The sequence below is a fragment of the Streptomyces uncialis genome (genome assembly GCF_036250755.1).
GTDB classification, from domain to species: domain Bacteria; phylum Actinomycetota; class Actinomycetes; order Streptomycetales; family Streptomycetaceae; genus Streptomyces; species Streptomyces uncialis.
The window spans coordinates 2,276,019-2,300,317 of record NZ_CP109583.1; the positions used below are offsets into that span (position 1 = coordinate 2,276,019).

A 24,299-nucleotide genomic window follows, 5' to 3' on the forward strand; every position below is an offset into this window, starting at 1 on the left:
GGATGCACACATCCGTGCCCTTCCCGTATGCGCAGGCAAGAGCCGCATTCCTGCCTGTCCGAAGGACGTATACCCATGGTCTCCACGGCCTCGACGCCGCCGCAGAAGCCCGCCGCAGCCGCGCCCCGCCGCAAGGTGAGCCGTCACCGCGGTGAGGGCCAGTGGGCCAAGGGGCACTACACCCCGCTGAACGGCAACGAGCAGTTCAAGAAGGACGACGACGGTCTCAATGTGCGGACCCGCATCGAGACGATCTACTCCAAGGCCGGTTTCGACTCGATCGACCCCAACGACCTCCGGGGACGCATGCGTTGGTGGGGTCTGTACACCCAGCGCAAGCCCGGGATCGACGGCGGCAAGACCGCGATCCTGGAGCCCGAGGAGCTGGACGACAAGTACTTCATGATGCGCGTGCGCATCGACGGCGGACGGCTCAGCACCCAGCAGCTGCGGGTGATCGGTGAGATCTCCCAGGAGTTCGCGCGCGGCACCGCCGACCTCACCGACCGGCAGAACGTCCAGTACCACTGGATCCGGATCGAGGACGTCCCGGAGATCTGGCGGCGGCTGGAAGCGGTCGGTCTGTCCAGCACCGAGGCGTGCGGCGACACCCCGCGGGTGATCCTCGGTTCGCCCGTCGCGGGCATCGCCGAGGAGGAGATCATCGACGGCACCCCCGCCATCGAGGAGATCTACCGCCGGATCGTGGGCAACAAGGACTTCTCCAACCTGCCCCGCAAGTTCAAGTCCGCGGTCTCCGGCTCACCGCTGCTCGACGTGGCGCACGAGATCAACGACATCGCCTTCGTCGGGGTCGAACACCCCGAGCTGGGACCCGGCTTCGACGTCTGGGTCGGCGGCGGGCTGTCCACCAACCCCAAGCTCGGTGTCCGGCTGGGCACCTGGGTGTCCCTGGACGACGTCCCGGACGTCTACGAGGGCGTCATCTCGATCTTCCGCGACCACGGCTTCCGCCGGCTGCGGACCCGCGCCCGGCTGAAGTTCCTCGTGGCCGACTGGGGCGCGGAGAAGTTCCGCCAGGTCCTGGAGGACGAGTACCTGCTGCGCAAGCTGCACGACGGGCCCGCGCCCGAACAGCCCGTGGAGCGCTGGCGCGACCATGTCGGCGTCCACCGCCAGAAGGACGGCCGCTACTACATCGGTTTCGCGCCGCGCGTCGGCCGGGTGGACGGCACGATCCTCACCAAGATCGCCCAACTCGCCGAGGACCACGGCTCGGGACGCCTGCGGACCACCGCCGAGCAGAAGATGATCGTCCTCGACATCACGGAGGACCGGGTCGACTCGGTGGTCGCCGCGCTCGAAGCGCTGGACCTGCGGGTCACCCCGTCCCCGTTCCGCCGCGGCACCATGGCGTGCACGGGCATCGAGTACTGCAAGCTCGCCATCGTCGAGACCAAGGCGCGTGCCGCGTCCCTCATCGACGAGCTGGAGCGCAGACTGCCCGAGTTCGAGGAGCCGCTGACCATCAACCTCAACGGCTGCCCCAACGCCTGTGCCCGTATCCAGGTGGCGGACATCGGTCTCAAGGGACAGCTCGTCCTGGACGACGACGGCAACCAGGTCGAGGGCTACCAGGTGCACCTCGGCGGCGCGCTCGGTCTGGAGGCCGGGTTCGGCCGCAAGGTGCGCGGGCTCAAGGTCACCTCCAGCGAACTTCCCGACTATGTCGAGCGTGTGGTGCGACGGTTCGAGGCGGAGCGCGAGGACGGCGAGCGGTTCGCCACCTGGGTGACCCGTGCCTCCGAGGAGGCACTGTCATGAGCGAGCGCGCGGCACCCTTCCACTGCCCCTACTGCGGCGACGAGGATCTGCGTCCCAACGAGCAGGGCCACGGCGCCTGGGAATGCGCGGCGTGCAGCCGCGCCTTTCAGTTGAAGTTCCTCGGGTTGCTCTCCCGGGGACTTCGACGGCAGGACAGCGGAGGGGACGAGATATGACGGCCACTCAGACCTCGGATCAGCGCGACACGGAAGGCCACCATCCGGACGGCCACCGCAGCGGAGGACCGGCCGGTCCGCCCACCGGCCGGGACGCCGAACTGAAGGCCCTCGCCGAGCGGGCCGGACGCGAACTGGAGGACGCCCCCGCGCTCGACGTCCTCACCTGGGCCACCACCACCTTCGGCCCCCGGTTCTGCGTCACCTCCTCGATGGAGGACGCGGTCGTCGCCCATCTCGCCGCCCGCGCCATGCCCGGTGTGGACGTCGTCTTCCTCGACACCGGCTACCACTTCCCCGAGACCATCGGCACCCGGGACGCGGTCGAGGTCGTGATGGACGTCAACCTCATCACCCTCACCCCCCGCCGCACCGTCGCCGAACAGGACGCCGAGCACGGCCCGCGGCTGCACGACCGCGACCCGGACCTCTGCTGCGCGCTGCGCAAGGTCAAGCCGCTGGAGGAGGGCCTGACCCACTACGACGCGTGGGCGACGGGACTGCGCCGCGACGAGTCCCCGACCCGGGCGAACACCCCGGTCGTCGGCTGGGACGCCAAGCGCCGCAAGGTGAAGGTCTCCCCCATCGCCCGCTGGACGCAGGACGACGTGGACCGGTACGTGACCGAGCACGGCGTGCTCACCAACCCCCTGCTCATGGACGGCTACGCCTCCGTCGGCTGCGCGCCCTGCACCCGCCGGGTCCTGGCGGGCGAGGACGCCCGTACGGGCCGCTGGGCGGGCCGCGCCAAGACCGAGTGCGGGCTGCACGGATGACCGCCCCCACCCAGGGCGCCCCCACCCCCCAGGAGGAGAACCACAGTGCCGAGGAGAACGACGTGACGGGAGCCACCGTCTGGCTCACGGGCCTGCCCAGCGCGGGCAAGACCACGATCGCGTACGCGCTGGCCGACCGGCTGCGCGCCGCGGGCCGCCGGGTCGAGGTGCTCGACGGTGACGAGATCCGTGAGTTCCTCTCCGCGGGCCTCGGCTTCAGCCGCGAGGACCGGCACACCAACGTCCAGCGCATCGCCTTCGTCGCCGAACTCCTCGCCTCCCACGGCGTGCTCGCGCTGGTGCCGGTGATCGCGCCGTACGCCGACAGCCGGGACGCCGTACGCAAGCGGCACCAGGCGGCGGGTACCACCTATGTCGAGGTGCATGTGGCCACCCCCGTGGACGTGTGCTCCGTACGCGATGTGAAGGGCCTGTACGCCAAGCAGGCGGCGGGCGAGATCTCCGGACTGACCGGGGTGGACGACCCGTACGAGGAGCCCGAGGCGCCCGATCTGCGGATCGAGTCGCAGGACCAGACCGTGCAGGAGTCCGCGGCGGCGCTGCACGCGCTGCTCACCGAGAGGGGTCTGGCATGACACCGACCGCGACCACGGCCCGCGGCGAGCACGGCAGCCACGGCGAGCACGGCGGCCACCGCGCACCGGCGCCGGCGCAGACACGGAGCCCGTACGCGCTGTCGCACCTGGACGCGCTGGAGTCCGAGGCCGTCCATATCTTCCGCGAGGTGGCGGGCGAGTTCGAACGGCCGGTGGTCCTGTTCTCCGGCGGCAAGGACTCCATCGTCATGCTGCATCTGGCGCTGAAGGCGTTCGCCCCCGCGGCCGTGCCGTTCACGCTGCTGCACGTCGACACCGGGCACAACTTCCCCGAGGTCCTCGACTACCGCGACCGGACGGTGGCCCGGCACGGACTGCGGCTGCACATCGCGTCCGTGCAGGACTACATCGACCGCGGGGTGCTGCGCGAACGCCCGGACGGCACCCGCAACCCCCTCCAGACCGTGCCGCTGACCGAGGCCATCCAGCAGCACCGCTTCGACGCCGTGTTCGGCGGCGGACGGCGCGACGAGGAGAAGGCCCGCGCCAAGGAGCGGGTGTTCTCGCTGCGCGACGAGTTCTCCCAGTGGGACCCGCGCCGTCAGCGCCCCGAGCTGTGGCAGCTCTACAACGGCCGGCACGCGCCCGGTGAGCACGTCCGGGTGTTCCCGCTGTCCAACTGGACCGAGCTGGACGTGTGGCAGTACATCGCCCGGGAGTCGATCGAGCTGCCGCGGATCTACTTCGCCCACGAGCGCGAGGTGTTCCAGCGCTCCGGTATGTGGCTGACCCCCGGCGAATGGGGCGGCCCGAAGGACGGCGAACCGCTGGAGCGCCGGCTGGTGCGCTACCGCACCGTCGGGGACATGTCCTGCACCGGAGCCGTCGACTCGGACGCGGTCACGCTCGACGCCGTGATCACGGAGATCGCCGCGTCCCGGCTCACCGAGCGGGGTGCCACCCGCGCCGACGACAAGATGTCCGAGGCCGCGATGGAAGACCGCAAGCGCGAGGGGTACTTCTAGCCATGACGAACAGCACTGCCACCACGGACCCGTTCGCCGGTCTCGCGGCGACGACCCTGCTGCGCTTCGCGACCGCCGGTTCCGTGGACGACGGCAAGTCGACGCTGGTGGGGCGGCTGCTGCACGACTCCAAGTCGGTCCTCACCGACCAGCTGGAGGCCGTCGCGCACGCCTCCCTCAGCCGTGGCCAGGAGACCCCCGACCTGGCGCTGCTCACCGACGGCCTGCGCGCCGAACGGGAGCAGGGCATCACCATCGACGTGGCGTACCGCTACTTCGCGACCCCGCGCAGACGGTTCATCCTCGCGGACACCCCGGGCCATGTGCAGTACACCCGGAACATGGTCACCGGCGCGTCCACCGCCGAGCTGACGGTGATCCTGGTGGACGCCCGCAACGGCGTGGTCGAGCAGACCCGGCGGCACGCGGCCATCGCGGCCCTGCTGCGGGTGCCGCACGTCGTCCTCGCGGTCAACAAGATGGACCTGGTGGACTTCGCCGAGCCCGTCTTCGCGGACATCGCGGAGGAGTTCACCGCGTACGCCACCGAGCTGGGCGTGCCCGAGGTGACCGCGATCCCGATCTCGGCGCTCACCGGGGACAACGTCGTGGACCCGTCGGCGCGGATGGACTGGTACGGCGGCCCCACGGTGCTGGAGCACCTGGAGACGGTCCCCGTCAGCCATGACCTGGCCGAGTGCCACGCGCGGCTGCCGGTGCAGTACGTGATCCGGCCGCAGACCGCCGAGCACCCCGACTACCGGGGGTACGCCGGGCAGATCGCCGCCGGGACGTTCCGGGTCGGCGAGGAGGTCATGGTCCTTCCGTCGGGCCGCACCTCCACGGTCACCGGGATCGATCTGCTGGGCGTACCGGTGGACGTGGCGTGGACCCCGCAGTCGGTGACGCTGCTGCTGGCGGACGACATCGACATCTCCCGCGGTGACCTCGTCGTCCCGGCGCGGGACGCGCCGTCGACCACCCGGGACATCGAGGCGACGGTCTGCCATGTCGCGGACATACCGCTCACCGTGGGGCAGCGGGTGCTGCTGAAGCACACGACCCGCACGGTCAAGGCGATCGTCCAGGAGATCCCGTCCCGGCTCACGCTGGACGATCTCTCGCAGGCCAGGAACCCGGAGCGGCTGGTCGCCAACGACATCGGCCGGGTCCGGGTCCGCACCGCCGAACCGCTCGCGCTCGACGCGTACGCGGAGTCACGGCGCACCGGGTCGTTCCTCCTGATCGACCCGGCGGACGGTACGACACTCGCCGCCGGAATGGCGGGCGAGTCGTTCGCGGCGACCGGGGCGGCCACGGCCACCGGCACGACGGACGACGAGGAGGGGTGGGACTTCTAGCGATGAGCACGCAGGGGGAGCAGGGGGAGGTGACCGGCAGGATGAACGACACCACGACCACGACCGTGGGTCTGTTCTCCGTCTTCGCGACCTTCGCGAAGGAGGGGGGCCGCGTCGGCAGCGGCGCACTGGGCAGTGGGCAGGGCGGTGTGGGGCGATGTGCGCGATGACGTACGCGCACCGCTTGCGCGCCCTCACCCCCCACCCGCCGTGCCGAAAACCCGCCGAATTCCCGGCCACGACTTGAGTACGTGAGCGCCGGGCCGACGAGAGGACCACCTCCCGTGCCTGCCACCTTCCGATCCACCGCCCTGCGCCGCCACCTGGCCGTCGCGGCGGCCCTGCCGCTCCTCGCGATCACCGCGGCCGCCTGCGGCTACGGCTCCGAGGCCGACGAGGACACGGCCGACAAGGCCGCCCCGGCCGCGAACGCCAAGAAGCTCTCCGCCGACACGGTGAAGATCGGATACTTTCCCAACCTCACCCATGCCACCGCGCTGATCGGTGACCACAGAGGGCTCTTCCAGAAGGAACTCGGCGGCACCAAGGTGTCGTACTCGCAGTTCAACGCCGGACCGTCGGAGATCGAGGCGCTGAACTCGGGCTCCATAGACATCGGCTGGATCGGCCCCTCCCCCGCGATCAACGGCTACACCAAGTCCAACGGTGAGAACCTGCGCATCGTCGGCGGTTCGGCCTCCGGCGGGGTGAAGCTCGTCGTCGACCCGAAGAAGATCAAGACGGTCGACGACGTCAAGGGCAAGAACATCGCCACCCCGCAGCTCGGCAACACCCAGGACGTGGCCCTGCTCAACTGGGCCGCCGAAAAGGGCTGGAAGATCGACGCGCAGAGCGGCAAGGGCGATGTCAACGTCGTCCGCACCGACAACAAGATCACCCCGGACGCCTACAAGGCGGGGTCCGTCGACGGTGCCTGGGTGCCGGAGCCGACCGCGTCCCGTCTGGTGGCCCTCGGCGGGAAGGTCCTGCTCAACGAGGCCGACCTGTGGCCGGACAAGAAGTTCGTGATCACGCATGTGATCGTGTCGCAGAAGTTCCTCAAGTCCCACCCGGACGTGGTCGAGGCGGTGCTGCGCGGCACGGTGAAGACCAACGCGTGGATCAACGCCAACCCGGACGAGGCCAAGAAGGCCGCCAACGACAAGCTGAAGGCCCTGTCCGGCAAGCCGCTGCCCGCGGACGTCCTCGACAGCGCCTGGCCGTCGATCGAGTTCATCGACGACCCGCTGGCGTCGACCCTGAAGACCGGGGCGGACTACGCGGTGAAGGCGGGTCTGCTGGAGGACCCGGACCTGGACGGCATCTACGACCTGTCGACCCTGAACAAGGTCCTGAAGGCCGAGGGCAAGCCCGCGGTCGAAGACGCCGGGCTCGGCGTCAAGTAGCGGTTCCCCGACCTCAGGAGGTGACGACCATGGCCACGACCTTCGCCAAGGCCGCCGACGGTATCCGGCACGCCGCTCCGGCGGCCCGGATCGAGCATGTCTCGAAGTCCTTCAACGGTCCCGCCGGGGCCCAGCTCGTCCTGGACGACATCACCCTCGATGTCGCGCCCGGGGAGTTCGTCACCCTCCTGGGGGCGTCGGGCTGCGGGAAGTCGACCCTGCTGAACCTGGTCGCCGGGCTGGACCGCCCGAGCACCGGGACCATCAGCACCGAGGGGCGGCCCGCCCTGATGTTCCAGGAGCACGCGCTGTTCCCCTGGCTCACCGCGGGCAAGAACATCGAACTCGCCCTGAAGCTGCGGGGTGTCACGAAGTCCGACCGCCGCGACAAGGCGGAGGAACTGCTGGAGCTGGTACGGCTGAAGGGCTCGTACGGCAAGCGGGTGCACGAGCTGTCCGGCGGGATGCGGCAGCGGGTGGCGATGGCCCGCGCGCTGGCGCAGGACAGCCAGCTGCTGCTGATGGACGAGCCGTTCGCCGCGCTCGACGCGATCACCCGCGATGTGCTGCACGACGAACTGACCCGCATCTGGCGGGAGACGAAGGTGTCGGTGCTGTTCGTGACGCACAACGTGCGGGAGGCGGTACGGCTCGCCGAGCGGGTCGTACTGCTGTCGTCCCGGCCCGGCCGGGTGGCGCACCAGTGGACGGTGGACATCCCGCAGCCGCGCCGTATCGAGGACAGCGCCGTCGCGGAGCTGTCCGTCGAGATCACCGAAAAACTGCGTGGGGAGATCCGCCGCCATGGCCAGCACTGACCCGACCGCCGGTCACGACGGCACCGACGGAACCGGCCGGGACACCGTCCCGGCCGGGGGCGGCACCGTCACCAAGGAGGACCCCGCCAAGGGCACCGGCGCCCAGGGCCGGGCCGACAGCGATCCGCACGACCTCGCGGGACTGGAGGCCGGGCTCGACGCGCTGGACGCCGTGCCGAGCAGCCGTACCCCGCTGCGCCAGACCCTGGTGCAGAAGGTGCTGCCGCCGCTGATCGCGGTGGCGCTGGTGCTGGTGGTGTGGCAGGTCCTCGTCTGGGCGGAGGTCACCGAGAGCTACAAGCTGCCCGCGCCGGCCGAGGTGTGGGACGAGGTGGTGACCGCCTGGCAGCGGGGCACGCTCCTCGAATACATCTGGACCAGTGTGTCCCGGGGGCTGCTCGGGTTCCTGCTGGCCCTGTCGATCGGTACCCCGCTGGGGCTGGTGGTCGCCCGGGTGAAGTTCGTCCGGGCGGCGATCGGTCCGATCCTCTCGGGCCTCCAGTCGCTGCCGTCGGTGGCCTGGGTGCCGCCCGCGGTGATCTGGCTCGGGCTGAACGACTCCATGATGTTCGCGGTGATCCTGCTGGGCGCGGTCCCCTCGATCGCGAACGGTCTGGTCTCCGGTGTCGACCAGGTGCCCCCGCTGTTCCTGCGGGCGGGCCGCACCCTGGGCGCCACGGGACTGCGGCACACCTGGCACATCGTCATGCCGGCGGCGCTGCCCGGTTATCTGGCGGGACTGAAGCAGGGCTGGGCGTTCTCCTGGCGTTCGCTGATGGCCGCCGAGATCATCGCGTCGTCGCCGGAGCTCGGGGTGGGCCTCGGACAGCTGCTGGAGAACGGCCGTACCGCCAGCAGCATGTCCATGGTGTTCCTCGCCATCCTCATGATCCTGATCGTCGGTATCGCGATCGACCTGCTGATCTTCAGTCCGCTGGAGCGGTGGGTCCTGCGCAGCCGCGGCCTGCTGGTGAAGAGCTGATCGTCATGAACGAACCGGTCCTGTTGGTCGTCGCCCACGGCAGTCGTGACCCGCGCCATGCCGCGACCGTGCACGCTCTGGTGGAGCGGGTACGGGCGCTGCGGCCGGGGCTGCGGGTGGAGACCGGCTTCCTCGACTTCACCGTGCCGTCGGTCGCGGCGGTACTGGAGTCACTGGCCGCCGAGGGCGTCCGGGACGTGGTGGCCCAACCGCTGCTGCTCACCCGGGCGTTCCACGCCAAGGCGGACATCCCCGCGGTGCTGCGGGAGGCTCCCGCGGCGCTGCGTATCCGGCAGGCCGGGGTCCTGGGACCGTCCCCGCTGCTCACGGCCGTGCTGGAACGGCGGCTGTACGAGGCCGGGCTCACGCCCGGCGACAAGCCCGCGACCGGGGTCGTCCTGGCCTCGGCGGGCTCCACAGACCCGGAGGCGATCGCGGTGATCGCAGAAATCGCGCGGGAGTGGCGGCACACCGGTTGGTGCGCCGTGCGGCCCGCGTTCGCCTCCGCGTCCCTTCCCCGTACCGAGGACGCGGTACGGGAGCTGCGCGCGCGGGGGGTCCGCCGGATCGCGGTGGCCCCCTATGTCCTGGCCCCGGGCAGGCTGCCGGACCGGATAGCGCGCGGCGCGGCCGAGGCGGGCGCCGATGTGATCGCCGGGGTACTGGGCCCCGCGCCGGAGGTGGCGCGGGTCCTGCTGCGACGCTACGACGAGGCGGCGGCCCGTCCGGCGGCGTACGGTCCCCCGGCTCATGGCGCCCCGTCGTACGGCCCTGGGGCCCGGCAGCGGGTCGCGCTGGGCGCCTGAGCGCCTGAGTACGAACCGGACACACGATCCGGACGCCGGTGTGTCCGGCAAACACGGTGGTCCCGTACCCGCTCGGGTACGGGACCACCGTGCTTGCCGGACCGGTCGGGGTCAGTCCTTGGGGGTGAGGCCCAGCAGCGGCGGGTACTCACCGCTGTCGGCGTTGACCAGGGTCCAGCCGTCACCGGGCCCGCCGAGGAGTTGTGTGTCCATGCCGATCTCCAACCCCGCTTCGTCGACCACGGCGCCGTGGTCGTGCTGCTTCGCACCGGTCCGCGGATCGAGACTCAGCACCCGCCGGTCCTCGACGTACACCCCGATCCGCCCGTCGGCCACCGTCAGCGATCCGACTGCGTCCCCCCAGCTGTCCGCGGCCTTGACCCGCCACTGCCGCGCTCCGTCCCGCAACGAGTACGCCGAGACGTGCTGCGGCACGTCCTCGCCGGTGGTCCGGGTGGCGGCGATCAGGGTGTTCTTGTGCACCAACGCCTTCAGCCCCGCCTGGGCCGGGAAGCGGGACTGCGCGGTGCCCAGGGCGAGTTCCTCATCCGTCCCGATCCGCTTCACCACGACGGGCTCGACGCCGTCCTCCCCGAAGGCGAGCACCGCGTCGAGCCCCCGCTCGTCACTCTCCGTCACACGGATCACGAAGGGGTCGGCGGAGATCACGTCGAGCTCGCTCAGGCTCGTCTCCGTCGGCAGGTCGTACCGACGGAGCTTCTTGCCGTCGCCGCTGTCCAGGGTCAGGACGCGGGCCGTCACCTTGCCGGCATCCAAGGGGTCGCAGACCTCCACGATCCGGGTCCGCCCACCGCCCGCGGACACGAGTGCCGGCGCGCAGTCGTCGTCCAGCCGGTACGACCAACGCGGCTTGCCGGCCCGCAGACCGAAGGCCCGGGCGCCGTCCTTCGTCGCGACGACCGCCGTCCCGCCGTCGCTCGCGACCCGCCCGCCCTGCGGCCGGGTGAAGCGGAGGTCGTCCGCGTCGACCGTCTTCCTCCACAGGGTGCGGCCGCTGTCCGTGTCGATCGCCGCCACGGTCCCACAGGGCTTCTCGTGCCGGGCGTACGCGGCGAGCGCGATTCCCTGCGACATGGTGTCACTCATCGAGCAGAGGGACATCCGCACCGGGGCGTCGACGCTCCAGCGGTGTTCACCGCCGCGCGGATCATGGGCGATCAGGGCGTCGGGGCGGCCCCGGACCACCGTTCCGTCACCGGTCACCCAAAGGCCCTGGGCATGTGTTGTCTCGGGTCGGTCGAGCGGGGTGGTCCAGGCGATGTCCAGCATGGGTCCGCGCAGCCACTCGGTGAGCTGCCAGCCCGGCCAGGCGATCAGCAGGGCACCGGCGAGGGGCAGCCCGATGAGACGGTTCTTGCCGAACCGGTCGGCGGCCATCAGCATCAGCCCCAGGATGAGCATGAGCACGCCGGTGAAGGTGAACACGAAGGCGAGGACGATCAGCGTGCCCGTCCCGTCCGCGCACGCCTGGGCCCTGGAGCCGCACGAACCCCCGGGTATCGAGCCCCAGCCCCGGATGTGGAAGATGACGGCCAGCACGACGAGCGCGCCCCCGAGCGGGCCGAGCACCCAGCCGAGGGGACTCCTCCTTCCCGATGGGGTACGGTCCGGCGGTCTGCGGTCCTGTGTCATGGATGTCCCCTTGTCCCCGGGTGCTCCCCAGCACCCCATGAATGAAGATCACATCGTAGGGGCAGGGCTCCCGGACGGGCGGAGGGACCAGGGCAATCAGAGCTCTTCGTCGTCGATGTACGGCGTGCCCTGGTGGAAGTACAGCAGCCAGCCCGCCTCGGTGCGGCGCCACACGGAACTGCGGTGGGCGAGGCGGCCGTTGTTGTCGGTGTCGAAGGTGAGGTGGACGCAGTCCGGGGTGAGCTGCACGCCCCGCATCCGTGAGGTGGTGATGGGGCGGACGCCGTTGCCGGGCCGCTCCGCGAGTGCGACGAGGACAGAGTCACGGTCCCAGAGCCGGCCGGAGGCACCGATCTCGGTGAACTCGGGGTGCAGCAGCGCGCCGACCAGTTCCGGGGAGGGCCGCACGTCCGGGTCGAGAAGCCGCAACTCCCCCTGGACGGCGGCGTCCACGGCGGACAGCGCGTCGGCCGCGGCGGACGGGGTGTCAGTCACGGGTCATCTCCATGAGTCTGGTGACGGTGTTCCAGTTGCGGGACGTGGCGACGACGCCCTTCCACAGCGCGGGCTTCGCGAGGGCGTCGGCGAGGCGGGAGCGGCCGAGCCCGTCGGGGACGTACAGGTACAGGGCGTGGTCGCCGACGCGGAACTCCTCAGGGAGGAACGCGGCCCGGTCCAGCGCCGCGAAGCGGTCCTCGTCCACGTCCTTCGAGAGGTAGGTGACGTGCAGTTGGCGTCCCTCCAGGCTCTCGGCCGGGAAGGGGCAGTCCTCGACGACGGCCCGCAGATATCCGTGGTCGCGGACCAGGATCTCCACGGCGAAGCCGAAGCGGTCCTCGACGGCCCTGCCCAGGGCGGCGGTTACGGCGTCGGTGTCCCCGCAGACGGCGGCACCGGAGCGGGCGGCGGGCCCGGCGCCACCGGTCGGCGCCCCGGCAGTGCCCGGCTCCGCCGCACCGGTCGAGAAGACCGCGTTGCCGCTCTGGAGATACGTCCGCACGTTCTCGTACCCGAGGTCCTCAAGGAGCCGTCGGAGGTCCGCCATGGGAACCTTCCGGTGGCCGCCCACGTTGATGCCCCGTAACAGCGCCGCGTACGTCGTCATGAGGTCACGATAGGGGACCTCGGGGGCCCTCTCAGGGACGCTCCGGCCCGTGCGGCCCACGGTCAGGGGGATCTGACCCATGACTTCCCGTACCGCCCGTGGGGTTCGCGTTCAGCCCTCGCGCGCCGCCGTGGCGGCCAGCTCCGCCTCGATCAGATCGGCCGCCCGCTTCGTCCCGCCCTCACCCGCCATGTCCGCCCGGATCTCCGCGAGCCTGCGCGCCACCTCCGGGTCGCCCACCAGGTCGAGGACGGCGGCGCGCAGCGTGTCGGCGGTCGCCTCCGCCTTGGGCACATGCCGGGCGACGCCGAGGCCCTGGAGCATGTCGGCGTTGCCGAACTGGTCGACCGCCTGCGGTACGGCGACCATCGGGGTACCCGTCGCCAGGCCCTCCTGGCTGCCGCCCGCGCCCGCGTGGGTGATGAAGGCGTCCGCCTGCCGCAGCACCGCGAGCTGCGGCACCCACGAGTGGACCTCCACATTGCCGGGCACCTCGCCCAACTCCGCGGGGTCCACGAACTTGCCGATCTGGAGCACCACATGCCAGCCCGGCAGATCCCCGAACGCCTTCACGCACTCACGGTAGAAGCCGGGTTCCTTGGTGAAGGTGGAGCCGAGCGACACCAGCAGCACCTGCTCCGCACCGGCGGGCCGGTGCCATACGCCCTGCTCACCACGGTCGCCCTGGCAGGCGCCGACGAAGGAGTACACGGATTCGTCGACCCGGTCCGCGTTCGGCTGGAGCACCTTGGGGATGAGGACGAGACTGCGGTCGGGCCTGCCGCTGAAGTCGTCCACGGACAGGTCGAGCCCGTTCTCCGTGAGCCATTCGCCGAAGGTGTCGTAGTACGCCTTGCCGCGCGGGGTCTGCTTCAACGGCTCGAACATGGGCCGGCCGACCTCCTCCTCGTACCCCTCCCACGCGACGAGGTTCGGGGAGAGCTGCACCTGGGGAACGCCCCAGCGGTGTGCGAGCACCCGCGCCGGATACGCGGTGATGTCGGAGAGCACGAGGTCCGGTTCATCGCCCTCGTAGGCCGCGATCAGCTGCGGCAGCGCCTGCCGGGCGTCCGCGAGGAAGGGCTCGATGTTGTCGATCAGCTCGGTGCCCCACTTCTCCGGTTCGTCGTCGGTGGGCAGGGTCGAGTTCCAGAGCCGGGGTTCCGCGCCGGTCGCGGCGACCTTCTCGGCGAAGGCCGGCGGAATGGCGTAGGTGACGCGATGGCCGCGGGCGACGAGTTCCCTGATCACTTCGAGGCTCGGGTTCACATGGCCATGGGCCGCGATCGAGAACATGGCGATATGGGCAGGTCGGGGGGTAGGCATACCGGGAACCATACGTGAGACGATACGTCTCGTCCAATCTGATTCCCGGACGCCGGGGATCACTCCGGGGGCGGGGGCCGGGGGCGGGGCGCCAGGGGGGCGGGCTCCGAGGGGCGCGGGTCGGCCAGGGGGCGGGGTCGGACGCCGGGGGCCGGGGCCGGGCCGGGGACGAGGTCGGGGCCCGGGACCGGGACCGGGACCACCGGAACCGGAACCGGAACCGCTCAACGCTGGTAGCGCGCCAGCACCAGGTTCCCGTCCCGCTCCAGCCTGCGACGCAGTTCGTCCAGCCCGATGGCGCCGCTGTAGTACTCCTGGAAGGCCGGTGTCGCCACCTTGTCCTTCCACTCGGGGTAGCCCCGTACCGACGGCGCGGGCGCCGCGCGCAGATGTGCCGCCAGCGCGGTACCGGTCGCCCAGCCATGGGAGGCGGTACGCAGCGCCGGGTCCCGCAGGGCCTCTTCGCCCGTGGGCAGCATCCAGTCACCGAGCGCCAGCCGGACCATGTTGCGCGGCTGGAGCAGGAAGTCGACGAACCGTGCCGCCTCCTCCTTGTGCGGGCTCTCCTCCGCGATCGACAGCGTCTGCGGGCTGACCCCCTGCACCGGTCCTTCCGGTCCGGCAGGCGCCGGAAGGACCCGCCAGCGGAACCCGGCCGGTGCCTGCTGCACGATCTGCTGCCGGTAGGAGAAACCGAGCGGCACCATCGCGTACCGCCCGCCGAAGAAGCCGGGCAGGGTGTCCGAACCGCCCATCCCGAGGGTGGTGCGCGCCGCGCTGCGGTCGTCGTTCACCTGATCGCGCACGGTCCGGGGCATCACCTCGTCACCCGGCCCGAACGTGACCCTGGCCTTGCCGTCCGCTCCCCGGACGAACATCCGGCCGCCGGTGGACAGCGACAGATTGAGCGTCGAGGAGACCGGCTCCCTGAGCGGCCAGCCCACCCCGTGCACCCCGTCCCCGGTCAGCCGCCGGGTGACCTCGCGGAACTCCGGCCAGCTCCACGGCTCCTGCGGGGTGGGGACGCGCACCCCGGAGCGCTCCAGCAGCTCCGCGTTGGCGATGAGCACCCTCGGCTCCTGGAGGAACGGAACGCCGTACACCCCGTCCCCGAAGGTCACCGTGTCCCAGCTGCGCCGGGGGATGTCCCGCTCCAGCCGCCGGGACAGCAGCCCCCGCAGATCGGCGAGATACCCCCCGTACGCGAAGTCCGCGAGATCGTCCGAGGCGTCATGGATGATGTCCGGCGCCTCGCCGCCCTCGAACGAGGTCAGCAACTGGTCGTGGACGCTGTCCCAACTGCCCTGGACATAGCTGACCCGCACCCGCGGATTACGCGCGTTCCACTCCCGGACGAGTTCCCGGGTGACGTCGACCGAGTCCTTCTGCCACGCGAGCGACTGGAACCGCAGGGTGATCCGGCCGTCGGGACCGGTGCCGTCCCCGCCTCCCGCGCACCCGCCCAGCAGCAGCGCGAGAACGGTGAGGACCGCGAGCACCCCCGAACGGCCGCGCACGGTCCCCGTGCTCCTCCCCTGCCGACGGCCGCGCCGCATCAGCTCTTCACCGCCCCGGCCATCATCCCGCCGGTGATCCGCTTCTGGATCAGCGCGAAGATGACCAGCGAGGGAAGCGTGGCGAGGAACGCCGCCGCGGCCAGCGGACCGAGATCCGCCGCGCCCTCCGCCCCGATGAAGTGCGTCAGCACCACCGGCAGGGTCTGCCGCTCGGGTGTCTTCAGCAGCACCAGCGCGAAGAAGAACTCGTTCCACGCGCTGATGAAGGCGAACAGCCCGGTCGCCACGATCCCCGGCGCCAGCAGCGGCGCCACCACCGACACCAGGGTCCGCGCCCGTCCCGCCCCGTCGACCGCGGCGGCCTCCTCCAGTTCGGGCGGCACGGCACGGACGTATCCGACGAGCATCCACAGCGCGAAGGGCAGGGCCCACACCACGTACACGAGGATCAGCCCCGGTACGGAGTTGACCAGCCGCAGTTCACGCAGCACCAGGAACAGCGGAATGATGACCAGGACGAACGGGAACGCCTGGCTCACCACCACCCATCCCGTCGCCGCCCGCGCCAGTACCGTCCGCCGCCGGGCCATCACATACGCCATCGGGGTCGCCAGCACGACCGCCACCAGCGCCGCGCAGAACGCCGCGACGAACGAGTTGAGCCCCGCGCGCAGCAGCGGCTGCTCGTCGAAGGCCTGCCGGAAGTTCGCGAGCGTCGGGTCGTCGGGCAGCCAGCCGGGGTGCAGTCCGCCCAGCTCACGCGGCGGCTTGAAGGCCGTCGAGATCAGCCACACGAACGGGAAGGCGAGGAACACCAGATACGCCAGCAGCGCCGCGTACTGTCCGGCCCGCCGGAGCCGGGCCCCGCCCCGGCGCCGCACCGGCCGGCGTTTCCCGGGCCGCCCCCGCCCGCCGGTGACCGGCCCTTCCCCCACCGCGTGTGTCACAGGGTCCCGTGTCATCGGTCGCCGCCCTCCCGCAGCCGCCCCACCAGATACAGCGCGAGCAGCACCGCGACCAGCGCCACCATCACACAGCCCATCGCGGCCGCGTACCCGAACTGCCCGTACCGGAAGGCCTCCTCGTACGCGAACAGCATCGGGAGCCGGGTCCGGCCGCCGGGGCCTCCCGCGGTCAGTACATAGACCAGGGCGAAGGCGTTGAAGTTCCAGATGAGGTTGAGCGCGGAGACGGCCAGCGCGATCGGGCGCAACGCCGGCCAGGTGACCGTCCGGAAGCGGCGCCAGGCCCCGGCGCCGTCCATCGCCGCCGCCTCGTGGAGTTCGCGTGGGGTGTTCTGGAGCCCGGCGAGCAGCACGACCGTGGTCTGCGGCATGCCCGCCCAGATCCCGACGACGATCACCGCGGGCAGTGCCGTGGCCAGCCCGGTCAGCCAGTCCCGGCCGTCGCCGAGCCCCAGATCCCGCAGGGTCTCGTTGAGGACGCCCGCGTCGGGGTGGTAGACGAGTCGCCATATGATGCCGACGACGACCTCCGGCATCGCCCAGGGGATGATCGCCAGCGCCCGTGCCAGCCAGCGCAGCCGCAGCCGCTCGTTCAGCAGCAGCGCCAGCCCGAGCGCGAGCACGAACTGGGGGATCGTCACCCCGACGGCCCACACCAGCCCGATCCGGAACGATTCCCAGAACAGGGTGTCCTGGAGCAGGTCCCGGAAGTTCAGCGTCCCGATCCACTGGGTGGAGCGGGTCCGGCCGGACTGCGCGTCGGTGAACGCCAGCGCGATCCCGTAGAGCAGCGGACCGACACTGAGCACGAGGATGGGGATCAGCGCGGGCAGTACCAGGAACCACGCCCCGTGATCCGGACGGCGCCGGGACCTGCCGGGGGTGGGCCCGGCCCGCTCGGCCCGTTCCGTCGGGGGCGCCAGTGTCACCGGTCCGGCTCCTTCCGGGGGCCTCGTCCGGTCCGCCCACGGCGGCGGCCCCGGCCATCGTGCTGTCGTCGGCGGACCTCGTCAAGACGCCCCGCTGGCCCTTGTGAACCCCGCGAACAGGCCGAATGCGACACTTGCGCCCGGCGCCGGTCCCGGAACGCGGACGCGGTGCGGTGCGGTCAGGTCGGTTCGGCGGAGGGTCGGGGATGGACGAGGCACGGGCGCGCGAGGTGCTGGAGGCCGCGCGGGTACTGCCCGCCGACGGCGGCGGAGGTACGGACACGGGCCCCGGTGGGATCGGTGGCCCGGGCGGTACGGGGGCCAGTACGGGAACCTGGCCCGGTACGGGGGCTGCGGGCGCCGAGCTGCTGGCGCTCGGTGAGAACGCGGTCTTCGCGGCGGGCGACCTCGTGGTCAAGGTGGGCCGTGGCGCCGAACTGCTGGCGCGGGCCCGCCGGGAACTGGCCGTCGCGGCCTGGCTGGCCTCGGCGGACGTACCCGCGGTCCGCGCGGCGCGTCCCGATCCGCTGCTGGTCGACGGGCACCCCGTGACCGTGTGGTGGCGGCTGCCCGACGCGGTCCGGCCCGCGGGCGGAAGTGACCTCGCGACGCTGCTGCGCAGGGTGCACTCCCTTCCCGCCCCGGAGATCGAGCTGCCCCGCCGTGAGCTGCTGGGCGGGGTGGAACGCTGGCTGCGGCTGGCCGGTGACGCGATCGATCCGGCCGACGCCGCGTATCTGCGGGAGCGGCGGGACGGTTTCGCCGCGGCCGCCGCCGCGCTCACCCCTCGGCTCGTCCCCGGGCCGATCCATGGTGACGCGCTCCCCCGCAATGTCCATGTCGGGCCGGACGGGCCGGTCCTGGTCGATCTGGAGACCTTCGCCCACGACTTCCGCGAACACGATCTGGTGGTCATGGCCCTGTCCCACGACCGCTACGGCCTGCCCGGCCATGAGTACGACGCGTTCACCGACGCGTACGGCTGGGATGTGCGGGAGTGGGACGGCTGCGGGGTGTTGCGGGGCGCGCGGGAGACTGCGAGCTGTGCGTGGGTCGCGCAGCATGCGTCGGCCAATCCGGGGGCCCTCGCGGAGTTCCGCCGCCGGGTGGGGTCCCTGCGGGACGGCGACGAATCAGTGCGCTGGCACCCGTTCTAACGGGTCGTCCTGGCTTCCGTCCCTATGGTTTCGCGTACTGGACGCACTTGTTCCTGTGCCGTCGCTCGTGGGTTTCGTGTGCTGGACGCACTTCGTTCCTGTGCCGTCGCTCGGTGGGTTTGCGCAGTTCCCCGCGGGTCGCCTTCGCTTGCGCTTCCCAGGTCTGTCCGGCAGGACGCACTTCGTTCCTGTGCCGTCGCTCGGTGGTTTCGCGCAGTTCCCCGCGCCCCTTTGGGGCGCGTTCTGCCGGTCCTTCGGGTCGGGGCCGGTCGGGATTCTCCGTCCTCGATCCGACACGCTCGGTACGACGTGACCTTGCCCGACTGAAGAGCATCGGAGTCTGCGAGCAGAGATTCCCGCCCACCCCCTCCCGCAGCCGAGCGCCTGCACGAGGAGGAGGGTGAAAAGCAACCCCAGGTGGGCGCCCCCGAAGGGGCGCGGGGAACTGCGCAAAAATGAGGACCGACCCGCACCCGACGAACAACCGCAAGAGGGCAGCACCTCAGGGGCGCGGGGAACTGCGCACCCACGGACGACCCGCACGGGAACAAGTACGCCCAGCACAGGAAACCCAGGGGCGCGGGGAACTGCGCACCCACGAGCGACCCGCAGGGGAACAAGTGGGTTCAGCCGGGGGACACGGACACGTCACCCGGTGAGGGTGATCGCTTCTGCGGGGCAGAGGCCGGCGGCCATCCGGGCGGCGGGGCGGTGCTCCGGAGCCGGCGCGGGGCTGAGGAGTACCACCAGGCCCTCCTCCTCGTCCTGGTCGAACACGGCGGGAGCCGTCAGCGCGCACATACCGGCGCCGACACAGCGCTCACGGTCGACACCGAGACGCAGCGGCGCTCGCGGGTCGCTCATGGCGGCTACACCTGATCCCAGGTGACGGGCAGGCTGACCACCCCGTAGATGTTGGAGCGCTCCCGCAGCGGCACCTCCCGCGGCGGCACCGCGAGCCGCAGCGTGGGGAAGCGGGCGAGAAGCGCCGGGAACGCGACGGCCATCTCGACGCGGGCGAGCTGCTGGCCCAGGCACTGGTGGACGCCGTGGCCGAACGCCAGATGCCCCGTGGCCTTGCGGTGGATGTCGAGCCGGTCGGGGTCGGGGAACCTGCGCGGGTCCCGGTTGACGGCCTGCACGGAAACGGTCACCGTCTCGCCCGCCTTGATGAGCGTGCCGTCCACCTCGACGTCCTCAAGCGCCGACCGGAGCAGGGGGTCGGCCACGCTGAGGTAGCGCAGCAGCTCCTCCACGGTCTGCGCGGCAAGGCCCGGGTCCGCGCGCAGGGCGTCCAGCTGGTCGGGGTTGCTGAGCAGGGCGAAGGTGCCGAGGGCGAGCATGTTCGCGGTGGTGTCGAGTCCGGCGGCGAGCAGCAGCCCGCCGAGTCCGGCCAGTTCCTCGTCGGTGAGGTCGGAGGTGGTCAGATCGCTGAGCAGGTCATCGGTGGGCTCGGCGCGCTTGGCGAGGACGAGTTCGCCCAGGTACTGGAGCAGCGCCGTATGGGCATCGCCCTTGGCTCCCGCGTCCGCCGTCTGGTCGAAGAGGGTCGCCACCTGGCTCTGGAAGCGCTCCCGGTCGGAGTACGGGACGCCGAGCAGTTCGCAGATCACGAGTGCCGGCACGGGTTGCGCGAAGGCCTCCACCAGGTCGGCCGTGGGTCCGGCCTCTTCCATGGCGTCCAGGCATTCCTTGGTGAACCGCTCGACGCGTTCGGTGAGTTGACGCATCCTGCGGACGGTGAACCGGCCGGTGAGCAGACGCCGGTAGCGGGTGTGCTCGGGGGCGTCGAGGCCGATGATGTCGCCGATCGGCGCCGGGGGTATCTGCCCCGGCATGCCTTCCATCGGCTCCGGCAGATGCAAGAGTTCGTAGCGTGAGCTGAAGCGGGGGTCGGCCAGGATCGCGCGGGCCGCGGCATGGCCGGTGACCAGCCGGCCCACATGTCCGTCGCCGTAGCGCATACGCCGCATCGGCTCATCGCTCAGGGCGGTGAGTCCTTCGGGCGGGTCGAAGGGGCAGCCGGTGTGCCGGTCGGTGGGCAGGGTGGGCAGATCGTCGGTGGTGGTGCCGACGGCGTTCGGGTCGTGCGACATGGGTTCTCCCGTGATCGTGGGCCCAGGTGCGGCTGATGCGAAGCGGTGAGGCGGTCCGAGGCGAGCGGCGGATACCGCGAAGGTGCGGCCCTGAAGGCGCGGATCACGCCCTCGGCCATGGCGCCATCATGGCACACCCTTGGCGCCACAGCGAGCCAACGTGACCCCTCAGTGCCCGCCGGAGCTCTGACCTGCAATGCTCTGCCGAACGCCGACGCGATAGCGCATATTCTTCAGCAGGAGCAGCGCCAGCGAGCCATCTCAGTGGCGCCAATATGACACCACCGGCGCCAGCCTCAGCGGCCTCCCCGGTGAACCCGGGACGGGGCGACCCGCTCGCTAGACGCCGCCGGTCACGGAGTCCGTGAGTTCCCGCATCGGCCACTCGGAGTCCACCACGGCGGTCTCGTTCCCCTTGCGCCGCAGGAAGCTCTGGAAGTCGGCGGCCCACTCCGCGTACCAGCCGACCTGCCGGCGGTGCAGCTCCGCGGGGCCCACCTCGGCGACCTTCGGGTGCCGCTCCGCTATCGCGCAGGCGAGGCGCGCCGCGGCCAGCGCGTCGGCGCAGGCGTCGTGCGCGGTGCCGAGCACCACCCCGTACTCGGCGCTCACCGCCTCCAGGTTCCGCTTGCCCCGGCGGTACCGCTCGACGGTCCGGTCGATGGTGTAGGGGTCGATCACCGGCGCCGGGTCGAGGCCCCCGAGCCGTTCGCGCAGGGACGGCAGGCCGTGGCGGCGGAGCTCGGCGGACAGCAGGGTGAGGTCGAAGGCCGCGTTGTAGGCGACCACCGGGACCCCGGTCTTCCAGTAGCCGGTGAGGACATCGGCGATCGCGTCGGCGACCTCGGGGGCCGGGCGGCCCTCCGCCTTCGCCCGCTCGTCGGATATCCCGTGCACCGCGGAGGCCTCCCGCGGTATCGGGACGCCCGGGTCGGCCAGCCACTCGCGGCGCCCCAGCGTCAGGCCCGCCCGCACTTCGATCACCGCGGCGGTGACGATCCGCGACTCACCCGGATCCGTCCCGGTCGTCTCCAGGTCGAATCCGACCAGCAACTCCTGGTGCCAGCCCATGCGGCGCCCCCTCCTTCGTGGTGCTTTATCCCCCGGTGGTTCTCACCCTCGCACGGGCCACTGACAACAGGACGGCAGGCCGACTCCCCGGCCGGTTCAGGACACGGGCCGGGAGTCGGCCCACGCCGTCTCGAACTCCTCCCGGTATGTCTCGAAAAGACAGCTCTCGCCGGGTTCACCCGGCTTCACGATCCGGCCGCCGCCGCGCAGGACGAACACCGGCGCCTCCATCCCGCGGCTGCGGCGCAGATACGTCTGGACGACACCGACGCCGTCGGGGCCGTCCCCGTCCACGAGGTAGGCGGTGAACCTCGGGGTCTCGTCGAAGACCTGGATCTCGAAGGCGCCCGGGTCCCGCAGCCGCGCGCGTACCCGGCGCATGTGCAGGATGTTCATCTCCACGGAACGGCTCAGCTCACCGCGTTTGAGCCCCAGCTCGCGCTCGCGCCGTTTGACCGAGCTGGAGGCGGGGTTCAGGAAGAGCAGCCGGACCCGGCAGCCGGACTCCGCGAGCCGCATCAGACGCCGCCCGGAGAAGTTCTGGACCAGCAGGTTCAGCCCGATGCCTATCGCGTCGAGCCGCCGCGCGCCGCGGAAGATGTCCTCGGCCGGGAACTGCCGCAGCAGCCGCACCCGGTCCGGGTGCACCGCCACCACGTCGGCGTACCGGTCACCGACCAGGTCCTCGACCGCGTCGACGGGAAGCCGGCGGCCGGACGGCGCGTCGGAGCCCGCGCCGAGGATCTCCAGGAGCCGCGCCGAGGCCCGCTCGGCCTGGGCGAGGACGGCCTCGGACAGGGCCCGGTTGCGGGAGACGACATTGCGGGTGACCTCCAGTTCGTCGAGTGCCAGCTCGACATCGCGGCGGTCGTCGAAGTACGGCTCGAAGCAGGGCCAGTGCTGCACCATCAGCTCACGGAGCTGCGGCAGGGTGAGGAAGCTGAGGACGTTGTCGTCGGCGGGGTCGAGCAGATACCCCTTGCGGCGGCTCACCTCCCGGACGGCGACCGCGCGCTGCACCCACTCCTGCCCGGCCGGTCCGGCCGCGGCGACGACCCAGTCGTCGCCGTGCACCGGTTCGTAGACCGGACGCAGTACAGCGGCCACGACGGTGCGCAGCCGCTGTTCCACGAGGTTCAGCCAGATGTAGGCCCGTCCCGCGCGCTGGGCACGGGTGCGGACCTCGCTCCACTGTTCGGCGCCCCAGACGAGTTCGGGGCCGATCTGTGATCCCGTCTCCATGGGGCGGGCCAGTGACACCGCTCCGGGCGGGCCCTCGGTGGAGCCCCCCTCGTGACCACTGTCACCAGGTGGCAGCTCCAGCCCTCCCGAGCTCACCCGCGCACCGCCTTCCGCACCCCTTGTGACTCCCCTGGTCAACGATCAAGGAAGGGTACTCCGGGAGCGGCCGGCGGTGCAGCCCGATGGGCAGGGTCGTCGATTCCCGCCGGAACGGGACACGGGCTACGGCAGCGGACCGACGTTGCCGTTGCGCCGCGCGAGGTCGGCGGGCGTGAGCGGGTTCATCGCGGTGACGTCACGGGGCGAGAGGGAGAATCCCTGCCAGTGGACCGGCATGGGCTCCTGGTCCTCGTCCCTGGCTATGTGGTGGAAACCTATGTTCACCCAGGTGACGGGGTTCTTCAGCGCCTGTCCGTTGACCCACTTGTCGACGCTGTTCGGGGTGCCGGAGGGGCAGCCCGCGTTGTGGCTCGCGTACTTCTCGCACTTCTTGTACTCGGTGAAGTACACATCGCGCTTGGTGTAGGACCGGCCGGGGAACTTGTCGGTGCGGCCGGGCACGATCTCGTAGCTGCGCGCGTGGCCGTCCTTGTTCTTGCCGGTGGTGCTCACGAGCCGCCACCAGCGCATGCTCTTCGCGTCGCCGCCGAGTTCCTTGGTGACGGCCGTGCGCTTGGTCTTCGTGGTGGGGCTGCCGCCGCCGGTGGGCGCGGTGACGGTGGAGTCGAACTGCTCGACCTTGTTCTTGGTGTTGCCGTCGAGCGCGGTGTCCAGCCGCCAGAAGACATTGTGGTTGTGGCTCTCGGCGTGCGCGGTGGCGTTCTTGCCGATCGGCCAGCCGCGGCTGTCGCCGCCGTCGTAGTCGAACGGGGACAGCATGCCGGTGGCACCCACGTTCGACGTGATGGTGCCGTCCGAGGCGAACCGCCACTCGGTGATGTACTCGTACCAGGAGGCCTTGTTCACCGAGTAGACCAGCAGGTCCTTGCCCTGGGCCTGCCACACCTTGGTGCCGGAGTCGTTGGCGAGGCGGTAGGCGTGGCCACGCGCGCGCGTGGTGGTGCACAGGCCCTTGACGTTGCCGCGCTGCGGGACCTTGACGGTCTTGATGGTGCCGCCGGGGCACTCGGCGGCACTCAGGTTCTGGAGGGCGTATCCGAAGTCGGTGCCCGTGACGTCGTCGTACTCGGTCTTGCCGTCGTCGTAGGGAACGTGGATCTGGGCGAGACGCGCGCTGTTGAGCACCCGGATGGGCTTCGGCTCACCCTTGGGCTGGTAGGTGACCTTGTCGAGGACTACCCCGGCCAGCGTGTCGTAGCGCCAGCACATACGCCATGTGGTGCCGCCGTCGAGCTTCTGTTCGATGCGGTAGGCGGCGCTGCAGTCGGCGGCGGGGGCGGGCGCCTCCGGCGGTGACTGGGGAGCGGCCTGGGCGGGCCCGACGGTGGCGGTGCCCAGGAGCGCGGTGACCGCGAGGGCCAGTCCGGCCCCCTTCTGGGCACGCGAAAGTCTGCGGACGTGCATACGGAATGACTCCTCGTCGAGA

Annotated in this window: 23 protein-coding genes and 1 pseudogene; 12 read left to right on the forward strand and 12 right to left on the reverse strand. The window is 71.2% G+C overall.

Annotated features, from left to right (window positions below; translation table 11 throughout):
• Positions 1-75 precede the first annotated feature (75 nt).
• From OG711_RS09315 to OG711_RS09365, 11 genes are all read left to right on the forward strand, one after another.
• Positions 76-1,785, forward strand: a complete 1,710-nt coding sequence (locus OG711_RS09315) for a nitrite/sulfite reductase (RefSeq protein ID WP_073789764.1) — start codon at positions 76-78, stop codon at positions 1,783-1,785.
• Entirely contained in the window at positions 1,782-1,961 is a 180-nt protein-coding gene (locus tag OG711_RS09320) for a hypothetical protein (RefSeq protein WP_073789762.1), read from the forward strand. The genes OG711_RS09315 and OG711_RS09320 overlap by 4 nt, the downstream gene beginning before the upstream one ends.
• Positions 1,958-2,737 carry a phosphoadenylyl-sulfate reductase gene (locus tag OG711_RS09325; RefSeq protein ID WP_329559040.1) on the forward strand — a complete coding sequence of 260 codons (780 nt, stop codon included), beginning with the start codon at positions 1,958-1,960 and terminating at the stop codon, positions 2,735-2,737. Before OG711_RS09320 ends, OG711_RS09325 begins: the two co-directional genes overlap by 4 nt.
• Positions 2,734-3,333, forward strand: a complete 600-nt coding sequence (gene cysC / locus OG711_RS09330; protein WP_073789760.1) for an adenylyl-sulfate kinase — start codon at positions 2,734-2,736, stop codon at positions 3,331-3,333. The genes OG711_RS09325 and cysC overlap by 4 nt, the downstream gene beginning before the upstream one ends.
• Entirely contained in the window at positions 3,330-4,319 is a 990-nt protein-coding gene (cysD, locus tag OG711_RS09335) for a sulfate adenylyltransferase subunit CysD (RefSeq protein WP_266507279.1), read from the forward strand. Before cysC ends, cysD begins: the two co-directional genes overlap by 4 nt.
• Before the next feature lie 2 nt (positions 4,320-4,321).
• On the forward strand, positions 4,322-5,680 hold the full coding sequence (locus OG711_RS09340) for a sulfate adenylyltransferase subunit 1 (RefSeq protein WP_073789758.1): 1,359 nt from the start codon (positions 4,322-4,324) through the stop codon (positions 5,678-5,680).
• Between the two features lie 2 nt (positions 5,681-5,682).
• Positions 5,683-5,850: a hypothetical protein gene (locus tag OG711_RS09345; RefSeq protein ID WP_178391046.1), complete on the forward strand. Its 168-nt coding sequence runs from the start codon at positions 5,683-5,685 to the stop codon at positions 5,848-5,850.
• A 114-nt stretch (positions 5,851-5,964) separates the two neighbouring features.
• Positions 5,965-7,086, forward strand: a complete 1,122-nt coding sequence (locus OG711_RS09350) for an aliphatic sulfonate ABC transporter substrate-binding protein (RefSeq protein WP_329559041.1) — start codon at positions 5,965-5,967, stop codon at positions 7,084-7,086.
• Between the two features lie 29 nt (positions 7,087-7,115).
• Positions 7,116-7,904: an ABC transporter ATP-binding protein gene (locus tag OG711_RS09355; RefSeq protein WP_073789754.1), complete on the forward strand. Its 789-nt coding sequence runs from the start codon at positions 7,116-7,118 to the stop codon at positions 7,902-7,904.
• Positions 7,891-8,886 (forward strand): ABC transporter permease, encoded by a 996-nt coding sequence (locus tag OG711_RS09360; RefSeq protein WP_079184746.1) that lies wholly within the window; start codon positions 7,891-7,893, stop codon positions 8,884-8,886. Before OG711_RS09355 ends, OG711_RS09360 begins: the two co-directional genes overlap by 14 nt.
• A gap of 5 nt (positions 8,887-8,891) precedes the next feature.
• On the forward strand, positions 8,892-9,692 hold the full coding sequence (locus OG711_RS09365; RefSeq protein WP_079184745.1) for a sirohydrochlorin chelatase: 801 nt from the start codon (positions 8,892-8,894) through the stop codon (positions 9,690-9,692).
• A gap of 111 nt (positions 9,693-9,803) precedes the next feature.
• Here the strand turns inward: OG711_RS09365 and OG711_RS09370 are convergent, their stop codons facing one another.
• The 7 genes and pseudogenes from OG711_RS09370 to OG711_RS09400 all read right to left on the reverse strand — a co-directional run bounded on the left by OG711_RS09370 (position 9,804) and on the right by OG711_RS09400 (position 17,187).
• Positions 9,804-11,345, reverse strand: coding sequence for an outer membrane protein assembly factor BamB family protein (locus OG711_RS09370; protein WP_329559042.1), 1,542 nt, complete (start codon positions 11,343-11,345; stop codon positions 9,804-9,806).
• Between the two features lie 96 nt (positions 11,346-11,441).
• Positions 11,442-11,840, reverse strand: coding sequence for a nuclear transport factor 2 family protein (locus OG711_RS09375; RefSeq protein WP_266507289.1), 399 nt, complete (start codon positions 11,838-11,840; stop codon positions 11,442-11,444).
• On the reverse strand, positions 11,833-12,450 hold the full coding sequence (locus OG711_RS09380) for a DUF1697 domain-containing protein (protein ID WP_329559043.1): 618 nt from the start codon (positions 12,448-12,450) through the stop codon (positions 11,833-11,835). The genes OG711_RS09375 and OG711_RS09380 overlap by 8 nt, the downstream gene beginning before the upstream one ends.
• A gap of 111 nt (positions 12,451-12,561) precedes the next feature.
• Positions 12,562-13,819 (reverse strand): annotated as a pseudogene (gene mgt / locus OG711_RS09385) (macrolide-inactivating glycosyltransferase).
• A gap of 181 nt (positions 13,820-14,000) precedes the next feature.
• Positions 14,001-15,332 (reverse strand): extracellular solute-binding protein, encoded by a 1,332-nt coding sequence (locus OG711_RS09390; protein WP_405673058.1) that lies wholly within the window; start codon positions 15,330-15,332, stop codon positions 14,001-14,003.
• On the reverse strand, positions 15,332-16,255 hold the full coding sequence (locus OG711_RS09395) for a carbohydrate ABC transporter permease (RefSeq protein ID WP_329559045.1): 924 nt from the start codon (positions 16,253-16,255) through the stop codon (positions 15,332-15,334). The genes OG711_RS09390 and OG711_RS09395 overlap by 1 nt, the downstream gene beginning before the upstream one ends.
• Positions 16,252-17,187: a carbohydrate ABC transporter permease gene (locus tag OG711_RS09400; protein ID WP_399545569.1), complete on the reverse strand. Its 936-nt coding sequence runs from the start codon at positions 17,185-17,187 to the stop codon at positions 16,252-16,254. The genes OG711_RS09395 and OG711_RS09400 overlap by 4 nt, the downstream gene beginning before the upstream one ends.
• A 206-nt stretch (positions 17,188-17,393) precedes the next feature.
• On the opposite strand from OG711_RS09400, the gene OG711_RS09405 reads away from it, so the two are divergent.
• Positions 17,394-18,344 (forward strand): phosphotransferase enzyme family protein, encoded by a 951-nt coding sequence (locus tag OG711_RS09405; RefSeq protein ID WP_329559046.1) that lies wholly within the window; start codon positions 17,394-17,396, stop codon positions 18,342-18,344.
• 648 nt (positions 18,345-18,992) lie between these two features.
• On the opposite strand, the gene OG711_RS09410 is transcribed toward OG711_RS09405, so the two are convergent.
• The 5 genes from OG711_RS09410 to OG711_RS09430 all read right to left on the reverse strand — a co-directional run bounded on the left by OG711_RS09410 (position 18,993) and on the right by OG711_RS09430 (position 24,277).
• Positions 18,993-19,208, reverse strand: coding sequence for a ferredoxin (locus OG711_RS09410; RefSeq protein ID WP_329559047.1), 216 nt, complete (start codon positions 19,206-19,208; stop codon positions 18,993-18,995).
• A 5-nt stretch (positions 19,209-19,213) separates the two neighbouring features.
• Positions 19,214-20,440: a cytochrome P450 gene (locus OG711_RS09415; protein WP_329559048.1), complete on the reverse strand. Its 1,227-nt coding sequence runs from the start codon at positions 20,438-20,440 to the stop codon at positions 19,214-19,216.
• Positions 20,441-20,779: 339 nt separating this feature from the next.
• Positions 20,780-21,511: a 3'-5' exonuclease gene (locus OG711_RS09420; protein ID WP_329559049.1), complete on the reverse strand. Its 732-nt coding sequence runs from the start codon at positions 21,509-21,511 to the stop codon at positions 20,780-20,782.
• Positions 21,512-21,607: 96 nt separating this feature from the next.
• Positions 21,608-22,849: an SAV2148 family HEPN domain-containing protein gene (locus OG711_RS09425; protein WP_266507304.1), complete on the reverse strand. Its 1,242-nt coding sequence runs from the start codon at positions 22,847-22,849 to the stop codon at positions 21,608-21,610.
• 126 nt (positions 22,850-22,975) lie between these two features.
• Complete coding sequence (locus tag OG711_RS09430; protein WP_073789735.1) at positions 22,976-24,277, reverse strand: copper amine oxidase; 1,302 nt, start codon at positions 24,275-24,277, stop codon at positions 22,976-22,978.
• Positions 24,278-24,299 lie beyond the last annotated feature (22 nt).